Genomic DNA, 14,817 nt, shown 5'->3' with positions numbered 1-14,817 from the left:
CGCTCTATCCTTCGATCTCGCTCATCCAGCGGTCCATGTCGTCGAGCAGGCCCTGCGGGCGCTCGCCGAGCTGCGGCAGCGAGGCCGCGAAATCGGCGAGCCGCGGACGCTCGAAGAACCGGCGGATCGGCGCGTCGAGCCCGTGGCGTTCGAGCAGGAGCGCACGCGCTTTCATGGCGGTCAGCGAATGGCCGCCGAGGTGGAAGAAGTCGTCGCTGCGGCCGGGGGCGACGCCCAGCGCCTCCTCCCAGACCTCCGCGACGGCGCGTTCGGTCTCGGTCTCCGGCGGCTCCGCCTCTGAGCTCCGGCCGCCGTCCGGATTCGGTAGGGCCGAAACGTCGAGCTTGCCGTTCCGCGTGGTCGGCAGCGCCGGCAGGACGACGACCCGCGCCGGCACGAAATGCGCGGGGAGCCGCTCGGCGAGCGAGGCCCTGATCTCGTCCTCGGGCGCGCAAGCTCCGTCCCCGGTCGCGACATAGGCCACGAGCGCGTCGCGGACCACGATGACAGCGGCCTCGCGAACGCCTGGGAAGCCCCGGAGCGCCGCCTCGACCTCGCCCGGCTCCACCCGCATTCCGCGCAGCTTCACCTGCCGGTCGACGCGGCCGAGATAGATCAGCGCCCCGTCCGGATCCCGGCGGGCGAGGTCGCCGGTCAGATAGAGCCTGTCGCCGGGCGCCCCTCCAGGATCGGGCGCGAAGCGCGCAGCGGTCAGCCCCGGCCGGCCGAGATAGCCGCGCGCGAGATTGACGCCCGCGATCGCGAGCTCCCCGGCCGCGCCCGGAGGCGCCTCGTGGAAGTCCGCGTCGAGGATGCGGATCGCGGTGTTGGCGATCGGCAGGCCGATCGGCGTTCGCCGCTCGTCGGAAGCGCAGGTCCAGTGCGTCACGTCGATCGCCGCCTCGGTCGGACCGTAGAGATTGTGCAGCTCCGCTCCGGTCGCGGCCAGCGTTCCCCGGGCGAGGTCTGGCGCAAGCGCCTCGCCGCTCGCGAGGATGCGCCGGAGGGTCGGGCAGGACGACAGCTCGCCCGAAGCGAGGAAGGCCGCCAGCATGGACGGCACGAAGTGCAGCGTCGTCACGCCCTCGGCCCTGATGAGCGCGCCGAGCGCAGCGGGATCGCGATGGGCGCCGGGCGGCGCGACCACGAGCCGGGCGCCCGCGAAGAGCGGCCAGACGAACTCCCAGACCGAGACGTCGAAGCCCATGGGGGTCTTCTGCAGAACCGCGTCGTCGGGCGTCAGGGCGTAGCGGTCTTGCATCCAGGCGACACGGTTGCGGAGCCCCTCGTGCGTGTTGCCGACGCCCTTCGGCCTGCCGGTCGAGCCCGAGGTGTAGATGACATAGGCGAGCGACTTGGGATGGAGCCGCGGAGAGGGCGTCACGTGCGGATCGGAGTCCGGCCGGTCGAGCAGCAGAACCTCGAAACCGGCGCCGGCCGGGAGCCGGCCAGCGAGACTCGACGCGCTTAGTACAACCTGCGCGCCCGCGTCCGCCGCCATCTCGGCGATGCGCGCCGCCGGCAGATCGGGCTCGAGCGGCAGCCAGGCGGCGCCCGCCTTCATGATCGCGAGGATCGCGACCACGAGTTCGAGCGAGCGCTCGAGCGCGATCCCGACCACATGATCCTCGCGCACGCCGCGGCCCGCGAGCCGGGCCGCGAGGTCATCGACGCGCCGGCCGAGTTCGCCGTAGCTCAGCGTCTCGCCTTCGAAGGCGACCGCCGGCGCCTCCGGCGTCCGCTCGATCCACCCCGCGATGCGGTCGAGCACGGTCGCCCGGCCCCCCCAGTCGCGCGCCGTCGAGGCGTCGGCCATGCTCTTGGCGGCGTCGAGCAGGTCGACCGCGCCGAGCGGAGCGTCCGGATCGGCGACGATCGCCAGCACCGCCCGCTTCAGGCTGGCGTCCAGACCGGCGACCGTCTCGCCGCGAAAGGCCTCGCGGCTCCAGGTCCAACCGAATTCGAGCCCCGCGCCGGTCTCCATGACTGTGAGCGCCAGCGGATAGTTGGTGGTCTCGACGCCTCCGAGCGGTGCGAGCTTCACGCCGCGCCCTTCGTGAAGCGCCGCCGAGACCGGATAGTTTTCGAACACCAGCAGCGTGTCGAACGGCGCCGCGCCGCCGAAGCCCGCGAGCGCCTGGGTCGCGTAGAGCGGCGCGTGCTCGTGATCGCGCATCGCGGCCGCGCGCGCCTGAACGTCGGCGAGCCAGTCCGCCGCGCCCTGGGATGGATCGACGGTCTCGGCCTGGATCAGCGTGTTGATGTACAGGCCGACGGCCTCGCCGACGCCGGGGACGTCGGACGAGCGGCCGGAGGTCGTGGTTCCGAAGGCGACGGTCCGCGCGCCGGTCAGGCGCGACAGCAACAGCGCCCAGGCGCCCTGGACAACGGTGTTCAGCGTGACGTTGCGCTCGCGGGCGAAACGCTTGAGCCGCGCGGTCGCGCCGGGATCTAGGGTGAAAGCCTCGTGGCCGAAGCCGGTTTCGCCCTTGGGCGGCCTGCCGAAGATTTCGGCGAGCAGCGTCGGCCCGTCGAGCGACGCGAGCCTCTCCTTCCAGAAGGCGGCGGAGGCCTCGGCGTCACGGGCCTCGAGCCAGGCGATGTGGTCGCGGAAACGCCCGCCCGCCGCCGGGACGGCGCGGCCCTCGTAGCGGGCGAGCGCCTCGGCCGTCAGGCGCGAGGTGCTCCAGCCGTCGAGGATGAGATGATGGCTCGTCAGAACGACGCGCACGCGTCCGCCGTCGAGGCGGACCAGCGAGATCCGCAGCAGGGGCGGCCTGAGCAGGTCGAAGCCGCGCTGGCGCTCCCCCTCGGCATGGGCGGCGAGATTGTCCTCCGTGACGTCCCGGCCCCGCCAGTCGAGCGTTTCGACCACGGAAGCCGCCTTCTCGACGACGAACTGGAGCGGCCGTTCGAGGCCATCGGACACGAAGCCGGTGCGCAGCGCCGCGTGCCGGGCGACGGTTGCGTCCCAGGCGGCCGCGAAGCGGGCGCAGTCGAGCCCTTCGGCCGCGACCGAGATCTGCGTGACATAAAGTTCGGGCTCGTCGAGGCCGTGAAACAGCATGCCCTGCTGCATCGGAGTCAGGGGATAGATGTCCTGAACCTCCCCCGGCCGAAGCGGCAGGCGCTGGAGCAGCGCGTCGAGACGCGGCTGGTCGAGACGCGCCAGCGCGACGTCGGAAGGCGTCAGCCCTTCAGCGTCCGGCCGCTCGCAGGCCGCCGCCAGCGCGATCGCCTCCGATCTCAGGGCCCCCGCGAGTTCCTCGACTACGGCGCGGTCGTGGCGCGCGGCGGAAAACACGAGGTCGAGCGTCAGTTCGCCGTCGAGCGTCTGGCCGTTGATGGTCAGCTCGGCGCCCAGGGGAGAGTCCGGATCCTGGTCATCTCCGGCGCTGCGTCCGGTGAGCACGAACGCGCCCGCTGGTGCGCCCGAGACGTCGAACCGACCGAGATAGTTGAACAGCACGTCCGGCGCCGGAAGCAAGGCGAGCTCGGCGCGCGCCTCGTCGCTTCCCATCCAGCGCAGGACGCCATAGCCGAGGCCCTTCCCGGGGGCCGCCCGCGCGGCGTCCTTGACCGCCTTCAGCGTGGCGAGCGGTTCGCCCGTCAACCCCTCCAGCCGGAGCGGAAAGACGCTCGTGAACCAGCCGACCGTGCGGCTGAGGTCGAGCCCATCGGACGGACCGCCGTCGCGGCCGTGGCCCTCCATCCCGACCGTCAGCGCCTCGGCGCCGCGCCGTCGCGCGAGAACCCGCGCCAGCGCCGCGAGCAGCAGGTCGTCGACCCGCGCGCGGACGGCGCGGGGCGCCGCCGCAAGCCGCGCCGTCGCGGCGCGGTCGAATGAGACGCGCACCCGCTCCGCTTCCGAGATCCGGTCCGCGCCCTCGGGGCGCGCGGGCGGGAAGGCGCGTTCGCTCGAGGCCGCCCGGCGCCAGAACGGCCGCTCGGCCTCTAGCCCGGCGCTCGCGGCGTAGGTTTCGAGCCGCGCGCCCCAGGCAGAGAACGGCGCGCTTCTCGCGCCGAGCGCAACGGCCGCGCCCGATCGGGCCTGATCATAGGCCTGCTCCAGATCCTCGAGCAGCACGCGCCACGAGACGCCGTCGACCACAAGATGATGGACGACGACGAGCAGCCGCGCCGTTCCGTCCGGAAGCCGCGCGAGCGCGGCGCGGACGAGCGGGCCGTGCTCGAGGTCAAGGTCCGTCTGCAGCGTCTCGCACAGGTCCGCAAGCTCCGTGTCGTCCGCGACGTCCCGGACCCCAAGCGTGTCACGCACCGTCTCTGCGGGCGCGTAATCCTGACGCCATTCGCCCGCCGCGTCGTTGCGCCGATAGCGCAGCCGCAGCGCGTCGTGCCGCTCGACGAGCGCGTCGAACGCCAGCCCAAGGGCCGCGACGTCCACCGTTCCTTGCGCCGAAAGCTCCACCGACTGGCTCCAGCGCGCCGGCCGCGCCAGCTGAAGCGAGAAGAACCAGCGCTGGATCGGCGTCAGGACCGCAGGCCCTTGAACGGGCCCCGCCGGCGCTGCCGCCACCGCGGCCCGCTCCGCGACCTCGGCGAGCTCACGGATCGTCGGCCGCTCGAAAATCTGGCGCGGGGTGACGACCACGCCCGAGGCCCGGGCCCGCGACACCGCCTGCAGGGAGAGGATGGAGTCGCCGCCGAGCCCGAAGAAATTATCGGTGACGCCGACTTCCGGAAGGTTCAGCGTTTCGGCCCATGCACGGGCGAGCGCCGTCTCGACCTCGCCAGCCGGCTTGACCGCGCCGGCGTCGTCGGCCTCCCAGTCGATCTGAGGCAGGGAGCGGCGATCGATTTTGCCCGTCGACAGCCGTGGTAGCGCCGCGAGCGTGACGATTCGCGATGGGACCATGTAGTCGGGCAGCTGCAGCTTCAGCGCCCCAAGCAGGGCCGCGCCGTCTGCGCCCGCTGCATAGCCGGCGAGCCGCCGCCCGCGGGGCGTCTCGACGGCGAGCGCCACCGCCTCGCGGGCTCCCGCCTCGACCAGCGCCGCCTCGATCTCGCCGAGCTCGATGCGATAGCCGCGGATCTTCACCTGCTCGTCGACGCGCCCGACATAGATCGCCGCGCCGTCCGCCCCCCAGCGCACGAGGTCGCCGGTGCGGAACATCCTCGCTCCCGGCTCTCCGGACGGATCCGGGACGAAGCGTTCCGCCGTGAGCGCGGCGCGGCGGAGATAGCCGCGCGCGAGCCCCGCGCCGCCGATCCAGAGTTCGCCGGTCGCGCCTTCCGGAGCCGGATGGAGCGCGTCGTCGAGGACATAGGCGCGCCGGTCGCCGACCGGGCGGCCGATCGGCGCATAGGGGCCCTCGAAGACGACATCGGAGGCGGTCTCGACGCGCCAGAGCAGCGGCGTCACCACCGCCTCGGTCGGACCGTAGCCGTTGATCAGGACGCGCGGCTTCAGCGCCGATCGCGCCAGCTCGAAGCCGGCGCGCGGCATCGCCTCGCCGCCGAACGAGTAGAGGTCCACGGCCGGCGGCGGCGCGCCCGCGGCGCCCGAGGCCATCGCGGTGAGATAGGCCGGCGGGAAGCCGGCGTTGGTGACGCCGTGCCGGCCCATCGCCTCGAGCGTGCGCTCGGGCGTCCAGAGCTCGTCGTCGCGCAGCACGAGGCTTCCGCCCGTCATGAGCGCGGTCAGCCAGCGCTCGTGCGCGCCGTCGAAGGCGAGATTGATAAAGTGGAATTCGCGCGAGCGCTCGTCCATGTCGTAAAGCGGCGCGGTCGCCGCGCAGTGCATGGCGATCGCGGCGTGGCCGACGCCGACGCCCTTCGGCCGTCCCGTCGAGCCCGACGTGTAGATGACATAGGCGAGGCTTTCGGCGTGGAGCGCGGATGGGAGCGGCGCCGCGGCCGCGCCCGACCCGTCGGGGCCGTCGATCCCGACCACGGCGGCGCCGGTCGCACGCGCCCGGTCGAGCGTCGACGCCTCGGCGATCACGAGCCAGGCGCCCGCATCCGCAACCGTTTCAGCGAGCCGGGCCGCCGGCCAGTCGAGCGGCAGGGGCAGGAAGGCGCCGCCGGCCTTCAGCACGCCGAGCAGCGCCGCAAGGTGGTCGGGCGATCGGCCGAGCATGACGCCGACGATCCGGTCCGGCCCGACGTCGCGGTCGACGAGGGCGCGGGCGATCCGGTTGGCGCGCCTGTCGAGCTCGCCGCGCGTCACCGTGAGGTCGCCGAAAAGCACCGCGGGACGGTCCGGATCCGCGGCCGCCCAGGCGGCGATCCGCTCATGGACGAACTGCGGCGCCTGCTTCTCCCACTGGCCGCGCGTCCAGGGCGCCTGGATCGCCGCGTCCTCCTCCGACAGCGGGGAGAGCGACCCGAGAGCCGCGTCCGGATCCGCCGCGAGGCGGTCGAGCAGCGCGTCCAGGCTGCGCGCCAGCTCGCGGACGCGCTCGTCGGAGAACACGGCGCGATCGTAGCCGAAGGCGATGTCGAGCGCCTCGCCGGCGTCGATCCCGAGCGTGAGCGGATAATGGGTCAGGGCGGCCGCCTCGGCCTCCACCGCCTCGACGGTCAGTCCCGATCCGTCCCGCGCCGCGCGGTCGACCGGATAGTTCTCGAACACGAGGAGCGTGTCGAACAGCGGCCGGCCCGGATGCCCGGCCCAGCGCTGGACGTCGTTGAGCGGCGTCTGCTCATGTTCGCGGAGCGCGGCTCCCCACGCCTGCAGGTCGCGCAGCCACTCGCCGACGCGGCGGCCGGGCGGCGCGGAGACCGCGACCGGCAGCGTGTTGATGAACAGCCCGATCATCGTCTCGCAGCCGTCGAGCTCAGCCGGCCTGCCCGAGACCGTAGCGCCGAACGTCACGGTCTCCTGGCCCGTCCGGCGCGACAGCAGCAGCGCCCACGCGCCCTGGATCAGGGCGTTGAGCGTGACGCGCTCCCGCCTGGCGAAGGCTACGAGGCGGGCCGTCGCGGCGTGGTCTCGCCTGCGGCGCAGCAGGCCGTGCTCCGACTGTCCGCCCGCGCTGGCGGCCGCGGCCCCGAGCAGGGTCGGCTCGTCGACCCCCGCCAGGGCTTCGCGCCAGAACGCCTCGTCGGCCGCGGCGTCCCGGCGGGACAGCCAGTCCACGTAGCGGGCGTAGGGCGCGACCTCCGGCAGCGTGCCGCCCGCATAGCGCGTCAGCGCTTCGCCGATCGCCAGCGAGGCGCTCCAGCCGTCGAGAATGACGTGATGGAACGTCCAGACGAGGCGCCAGCGGGCCTCGTCGCAGCGCAGGAGCTTGAGGCGCGACAGCGGCCCGCGGACGAGGTCGAAGCGGCGCGCGCGCTCCTCGCTCGCGATCGCCGCGAGGGCGGCGTCGCCGAGGCCGCGGGCGTCGACGATCTCGATCGGACAGGCGGCGTCGCGAAACACGACCTGGTTGTCCGCGATAAACACGCTGCGCAGCGCCTGATGGCGCGCGAAGGTCTCGCGCCAGGCCTGCGCGAAGCGTTCGGCGTCGAGCCCGTCGACCGTGACGACGCTCTGCTCGACATAGGCCGCGCCCTCGGGATCCTCCGCCGCATGGAACAGCAGCCCGCGCTGGAGCGGCGACAGCGGGAACACCGCCTCGACCGCGCCGCGCGCGACGCCAAGCGCCTCGAGGTCGGCATCGGAAAGCGGCGGCGCCTCGCCCGCGGCGCCGGCACGCGGCCGAACGTCGTCCCCGGCGAAAGTGGCGACCTCCGCGAGTTCGCGGACGGTCTGGCGTTCGAAGATCTGCTTGGGCGAGACGGCGAGGCCCTTGGCCCGGGCGCGCGAGACGACCTGGAGCGACAGGATGGAGTCGCCGCCGAGCGCGAAGAAGTTGTCGGTCGCGCCGACCGCGTCGAAGCCGAGCGCGTGCGCCCAGATCTCGGCGAGCGCGGTCTCGATCTGCCCCTCGGGCGCAACCCGCCCGCTCGCCTGCGACCAGTCGACCGCGGGCAAGGCGCGCCGGTCGACCTTGCCGGAGCCCGCCCGTGGAAGCGCGTCGAGCGTCACGACCCGCGCGGGGACCATGTGGGTGGGAAGGCGCTCCCTCAGCGCGGCGAGAAGCGCCTCGCCGTCGCCCGAAGGCGCGGCGTAGGCGACGAGACGGCGCCCCTCCGGCGCCTCGACCGCGACCGCGACCGCCTCCCGCACGCCGTCCTCCGCGAGCAGCGCCGCCTCGACCTCTCCGGGTTCGATTCGATGGCCGCGGATCTTCACCTGGTCGTCCGCCCGTCCGAGGAAGATCAGTTCGCCGCCGCGGGTCCAGCGCGCGAGATCGCCGGTGCGGTACATGCGGGCGCCCGGCGCCCCGAACGGATCGGGCGTGAAGCGCTCGGCGGTGGCCGCGGGCCGATCGAGGTACCCGCGGGCGATCACGTCGCCGCCGATGTAGAGCTCGCCCGCCGCGTCCGGGGCGACCGGCTGGAGCGCGTGGTCGAGCACATAGGCCCGCCGTTCTCCGATCGGACGGCCGAGCGGCGCGTAGGCGGATTCGAAGCCTGCCCCGCCGTCCCATCGCCAGGCGAGCGGCGTCATCACCGTCTCGGTCGGTCCGTAGCCGTTGACGAGCGCGCGGGGCTTCAGGGCGCGGATGATCAGCTCGAAGGCGGCGCGCGAGGTCGCCTCGCCCCCGAAGGAGTAGAGCGCGCCTCCGGGCGCCTCCGCTCCGCTTTGCTCGGCATGCTCGGCGATCGCGGCGAGATAGGCGGGCGGAACATCCGCATGGGTGATTGCGCGGCCGGCGATTTCGGCGAGCGTCCGCTCCGGCGCCCAGAGCTCCTCGTCTTTCAGCACGAGCGCCCCGCCCGCGCCGAGCGCGCCGAGCCAGCGCTCGTGGGCGGCGTCGAAGGCGAAGGACAGCACATGGAGCTCCCGTGTCGCCTCCGACAGGCCGAAGGCGACGGCGGCCGCCGCCGAATGCGCCGCGAGCGGCCCGTGCGCCACGGCGACGCCCTTGGGCCTGCCGGTCGAGCCCGACGTGTAGAGCACATAAGCGAGCTGGTCCGGATGCGGTCGCGCAACGTCCGGCGGCGCGTCCTGCTCCCCGGCCGCGTCGCGCTCCAGAACGAGAAGGCGCACGCCTGCGCCCTGCAGCCGCGGCGCGGCCGCCGCTTCCGTCACGACGAGGACCGCGCCCGCGTCGGCGGCCGTCTCGGCGATCCGCCGGTCCGGCTGGTCGAGCGGCAGCGGCAGGAAGGCGGCGCCCGCCTTGAGCACGCCGAGCAGGGCGGCGATCAGCTCGGGCGAGCGCGGGAGCGCGACGGCGACCCGGTCCTCCGGCCCAACTCCGGCTTCGACCAGCGCGGCGGCGATCCGGTTCGCCCGCGCCTCCAGCGCCCCCCGCGTCACCACGCGTTCGCCGAACAGGATGGCGTCGCGCCCGGCGTCGGTCGCGGCGAAGGCCGCAATCCGCTCATGGACCAGCAGGCCGTCCGCCTCGGTCCGCCAGCCCGGCGCGCCCCACTGCATGACTTCGGCGAACGCGTCGTCGTCGAGACGCGTCGCCCCACCGAGCGCCGCGTCGGGATGGCGGAGCAGTTCGCCGATGAGGCGCTCGAAACGCGACGCCCAGCCAGCGACCGTCCCGCGGTCGAAAACCGCGGCGTCATATTCGAACGAGCCGCGCAGCCGCCCGTCCGCGTCCTCGACGGTCGTCAGCGTGAGGTCGAACTGCGCCGCGCCGCCCTCGCGGGCGAGCGGTTCGCTCCGAAGCCCCTCGAACCGGACGCTGTGCGCAGCCGCGGCGCGGTCGTGCTGGAACATGACCTGGAACAGCGGCGCGCGCGTCAGGCTGCGCTCCGGACTGAGGCTCTGCACCAGCCGCTCGAACGGAAGAGTCTGGTTCGCCTGCGCCGACAGCACCGTCCGCCGGGTCTCCGTCACGAGCACGGCGAAGCTGAGCCACGGATCGACGCGCAGCGGCAGCGCGAGCGTGTTGACGAAGCAGCCGATCACGCCCTCGACGTCTGGGCTGGAGCGGTTCGCCACCGCGGTTCCGACGCGAAGCTCCGGCTGGCCTGCGAGACGCGCGAGCAGGACGGCGAAGCCCGCGAGCAGAACCATGAAGCCGGTCGCCCCGAGATCGCGGCCGAGCGCCGCGACCGCCGACGCGGTCTCGGGCGGAAGATCGAAGCGCAGCACGCCGGCGTCGACGTCGCTGCGGCCGGTGCGCGGCCGGTCGGCGGGCAGATCCAGGGTCCGGTGGACGTCCCCGAGCGTCTCGCGCCAGAAATCGAGCTCGCGTTCGCCCTCGCCGGCGTCGAGCAACTGGCCGCGCCACCAGGCGTGGTCGACGTAGTCGATGACCGGCGCCGGCCGGTCCGCGCCGCCGCCCGCGACACGCCGGCCGTATTCCGCCGCGAGGTCGGCGACCAGCAGTTCGAGCGACCAGCCGTCGGCGGCGATGTGGTGGAGCGTCAGCAGCAGCGCGGCGCTGTCGGCCGTCTCGCGCACGAGCAGGGCGCGAAACGGCGTTTCGCTCGCGAGATCGAACGGCGCAGCGGCGTCGGCCTTCGACAGGGTCTCGAACCGGGCGGCGCGCTCGGCGTCGGGCAGTCCGGTCAGATCCACGACGGCGAGCGTTTCCCTCGCCGTCGGGAGGATGCGCTGGACGACCTCGCCGTCCTCTTCGGCGAACACCGCGCGCAGCTGGCCGTGCCGCGAGACGACGGCGTCGAGGGCGGCCGCGAGCGCGCCTTCGTCGAGCATGCCCCGAAGGCGGAGCCCCGCCGCGATGTTGTAGGCGCCGCTCGCCGGATCGAGCCGCCACAGCGTCCAGAAGCGGCGCTGGGCGTCGGAAAGCCCGCGGGCTTCGCGCTCCGGAGCGCGGGGCGTCGGCAGCGAGGCGGGCGAAATCCCCTTGTCGCGGAGCTGCATGAGAAAGGCCCGGCGCTTGTCCTGCGGGAGGGCGACGACGCGGTCGGCCACGGCCTTGAGCTGGGCGGCGCGGCCGGGAGACAAATCGTTCATTCGGCGACCTCGAGGACGTCCAAAAGTTCGGTCATCGCTGCGACATCGTCCTCGACGCCGCCTCCCGCGCTCTCTGCGCGCGCAGCGAAGGCGGCGAGCGTGCGGGCCTCGAACAGCGCACTCACCGGGAGATCGATCCCGTGGTCGGCCCGCAGCCGCGACACGACCCGCATCGCGAGCAGGGAATGGCCGCCGCGCTGGAAGAAGTCGTCGTGGCGGCCGAGGGCAGCGACGCCGAGCGCGGCCTCCCAGATGTCCGCGACCGAGCGCTCGACGCCGGGAAGCGGCGGTTCGTCGGACGCGGCGGCGACGTCCGGGGGCGGCAGCGCGCGCCGGTCGAGCTTGCCGTTGGCGGTCGCGGGAAGAGCCGGCAGCGCGATGATCCGCGCGGGCACCATGTGGCCGGGCAGGCGCGCGGCGAGGATCGCGGTCGCCTGGGACTCGTCGAGCGCGTCGGCCGCGACATAGGCGACAAGCGCGTCGCTCCACGGCAGCACGGCCGCGTCGCGGGCGCCGGGCAGGCGGCGCAGCTCCGCCTCGATCTCGGCGGGCTCGACCCGCATGCCGCGCAGCTTCAACTGGCGGTCGAGGCGGCCGAGATAGCGGATCGCGCCGTCCCGGCCGAGCGTCCCGAGGTCCCCGGTCAGATACAGCCGGTCGCCCGGCGCGCCGTGGGCGTCGGGTACGAAGCGCTCTGCGGTGAGCCCCGGCCGGCCGAGATAGCCGCGCGCGAGATTGACGCCCGCGATCGCGAGCTCGCCCGGAACGCCCGGCGCCGCAAGGCCGAGATCGGCGTCGAGGATGCGGATGGCGGTGTTGGCGATAGGCCGCCCGATTGGGATCACGTCGTCGTCGGCCGCGCAGGTCCAGTGCGTGACGTCGATCGCGGCCTCGGTCGGGCCATAGAGGTTGTGCAGCTCGGCGGATGTTTCGGCGAGCGTGGCGCGGGCGAGGTCCGGAGGCAACGCCTCGCCGCTCGCCATGATCCGCCTGAGGCTGGGGCAGCGGCCCAGCTCCCCGGAGGCAACGAAGGCCGCGAGCATCGTGGGCACGAAATGCAGCGTCGTGATCCTCTCCGCCCGGATCAGCGCGCCGAGCGCCGCAGGGTCTCGATGCGCGCCGGGGGCGGCGACGACGAGCCGCGCGCCGAACGCCAGCGGCCAGAAGAACTCCCAGACCGAGACGTCGAAGCCGATCGGGGTCTTCTGAAGCACCGCGTCGCCGGGCGCGAGACCGTAGCGCTCCTGCATCCATGCGATGCGGTTGTGGAGGCCCGCATGGGTGTTGCCGACGCCCTTCGGGCGGCCGGTCGAGCCCGACGTGAACAGCACATAGGCGAGCGACCGGCGGTCCGTCCGCGGGGCCGCGTCGGACCGCGCGTCTTCGGCGCCGCCGATCCGGTCGAGGGCCACGACCTGGACGCCCGGCGTTTCCGGGAAAGCCTCGGCGAGGCGGGCGACGCTCACCACGATGCGCGCGCCGGCGTCTTCGGCCATGTCCTGCAGCCGGGCCGGCGGAAGCTCCGGATCGAGCGGCAGGAAAGCCGCGCCCGCCTTCATGATCCCGAGCAGCGCCACGACGAGCTCCAGCGAGCGCTCGAGCGCGACGCCCACGACGGCGTCGGCCCCCGCCCCGAGGCGCCGCAGCCGCGCCGCGAGACGGTCGGCCCGCAGGCCGAGTTCGGCGTAGCTGATCGTCTCGCTCCCGAAGGTCACGGCCGGAGCCTCGGGCGCCGCGGCGATCCGGGCCTCGATCAGCTCCAGCACGCTTCCGCAGCCGTAGTCCTTGGCGGCGCCGTCGCCCGCGCCGAGGGCCGCGCGCTCGCCGTCGTCGAGCAGGTCGAGCCGGCCGAGCGGCGCCCCGGCGTCCCCGGCCATCGCGAGCAGGACGCGCTTCAGCCGCGCGTCGAGACTTTCGATCGTCGCGTCGTCGAAGACCTCGCGCGAGAACGTCCAACCGAAATCGAGGACGCCGACCTTCTCGGCCACCGTGATCGCGAGCGGATAGTTGGTGGCCTCGAGGTTCGAGAGCTGGCGGAGCGCCAGGCCGTCGCCGTAGCGCGTCTTCAGCGCCTCGGCCACGGGGTAGTTCTCGAAGGCGATGAGCGTATCGAACAGCGGCGCGCCGGGCCGCCCCGCGAGCGCCTGCGCAAGGTGGAGGGCGACGTGCTCGTGCTCGCGCATGGCGGCGCTTTGCGCCTGCGCGCCTCGGAGCCAGTCCCCGACAGGGGCCGCGGGATCGACCGTTGCGACCTCCGCGACCGTATTGATGAACAGGCCGAGCGCGGTCTCAACGCCCGGAACCTCGGACGACCGTCCCGCGACGGTCGCGCCGAAGGCGACCGTGCGCTCACCCGTGAGGCGCGACAGGAGAAACGCCCAGGCGCCCTGGACGAGCGTGCTGAGGGTGATCCGCTCCCGCTTCGCGAAATCCATCAGCCGGGCGGTCTCGCCCGCGCCGAGCGCGTGGCGGAAGACGCCGACGCCGTCCGCGGCGTCCTCCCGCCGGCCGATCGCGGCGGCGAGCGAGGTCGGCTCGTCGAGCGGCGCCAGGCGCTCGCGCCAGGCGGCGGCCGCTGCCTCGGCGTCGCGCGTTTCGAGCCAGGCGACGTGGTCGCGGAACCGGCCGCCGGCCGCGGGAACCGCGCGGCCGTCGTAGCGCGCCAGCACCTCGCCGATCAGCAGCGAGGTGCTCCAGCCGTCGAGAATAAGGTGATGGGCGGTGAGCGCGATCCGCGCGCGGCCGCCGTCCAGCCGCACGAGAGCGACGCGCAGCAGCGACGGCCGCTCGAGGTCGAAGCCGCGGAGACGCTCCTCGCGGCCCAGTTCCCTCAGGGCCTCGTCCGGATCGTCGGGGCGGCCGCGCCAGTCATGGATCTCGACGGGCGACGGAACGGACCCGACGACGAACTGCAACGGCCGCTCCAGCCCCTCATGGGCGAAGCCGGTCCGCAGCGCCGCGTGGCGCGCGGCGGCCGCCTCCCACGCCGCGGCGAAGCGCTCGAGATCGAGCCCGTCGGCGGCCACCAGCGTCTGGGTGACGTAAAGCTCGGGCGTCTCCAGCCCGTGGAACAGCATGCCCTCCTGCATGGGGGAAAGCGGAAAGACGTCCTCGATCTCCGCCGGGCGATGAGGCAGGCGCCTAAGCAGCCCGTCGAGCGCATGCTGGTCGAGCGCTGCGAGCGGGACGTCGGAGGGAGTCAGGCCATCCGCGCCCGGCGCCAAGCAGGCGTCCGCGATCGCCTTAGCCTCGCGGGCGACGCGCTCCGCGAGCGCCTCGACGTCGCGGAGGTCGTGGCGTGCGGCTGAGGCGGAGAAGTCCAGCGCAAGTTCGCCGTCGAGCGTGCGCCCGTTGACGACGAGTTCGGCCCCGCAGGGAGCCTCCGCGTCCCGGTCGACGCCGGCCGAGAGCGCCGCCAGCGGGAACAAGCCGCCGTCCGAAGTCGCTCCGTCGAGCCGGCCGAGATAGTTGAACAGCACGTCCGGCTCCGGCGTCGCGCCAAGCTCGGAGCGGACGTCCTCGCGGCCCATCCAGCGCAACGCGCCGTAGCCGAGGCCCCTGTCGGGCGCGGCGCGCATCTGGTCCTTCACAGCCTTGAGCGCCGCGAGCGGGCCGCCCTCTGCCGGCGCGAGGCGCAGCGGGTGGATCGCCGTGAACCAGCCGACCGTGCCGCCGAGGTCCGCGCCGTCGGCCAGGCCCCCGTCGCGTCCGTGGCCTTCGAGCGCGATCGTCACGGCCGGCGCGCCGGGCCGGGCGGTCAGCGCGCAAACGAGCGCCGCGACCAGCAGTTCGTCGAGCCGCGCCCGGACGGAACGCGGCGCGCTGGCAAGCCGCTCGGTCGTCGCGCGGTCGAAGGCGAGGCG

Annotated in this window: 2 protein-coding genes (1 of these 2 running past the window's edge); both read right to left on the bottom strand. The window is 73.8% G+C overall.

Annotated elements, in window-relative coordinates:
* Nucleotides 1-4: 4 nt before the first annotated feature.
* Entirely contained in the window at nt 5-10,954 is a 10,950-nt protein-coding gene (locus tag PKE75_RS16495; RefSeq protein ID WP_271169836.1) for a non-ribosomal peptide synthetase, read from the bottom strand.
* Nucleotides 10,951-14,817, bottom strand: the final stretch of a protein-coding gene (locus PKE75_RS16490; RefSeq protein WP_271169835.1) for a non-ribosomal peptide synthetase. It continues 3,894 nt past the right edge of the window; only the last 3,867 of its 7,761 coding nucleotides appear in the window; the start codon falls outside the window, past its right edge — the gene reads right to left on this strand; it ends in the stop codon at nt 10,951-10,953. The genes PKE75_RS16495 and PKE75_RS16490 overlap by 4 nt, the downstream gene beginning before the upstream one ends.

The organism is Hansschlegelia plantiphila (assembly GCF_027922265.1).
Taxonomy (GTDB): Bacteria; Pseudomonadota; Alphaproteobacteria; order Rhizobiales; family Methylopilaceae; genus Methylopila; species Methylopila plantiphila.
The sequence above is the reverse complement of the archived record's forward strand: the minus strand, read 5'-3'. Positions and strand labels throughout refer to the sequence as shown.

Coding starts and splice junctions, on each gene's coding strand:
- PKE75_RS16495 (WP_271169836.1), bottom strand. CDS start 10,954: ATGAACGATTTGTCTCCCGGCCGCGCCGCCCAGCTCAAGGCCGTGGCC.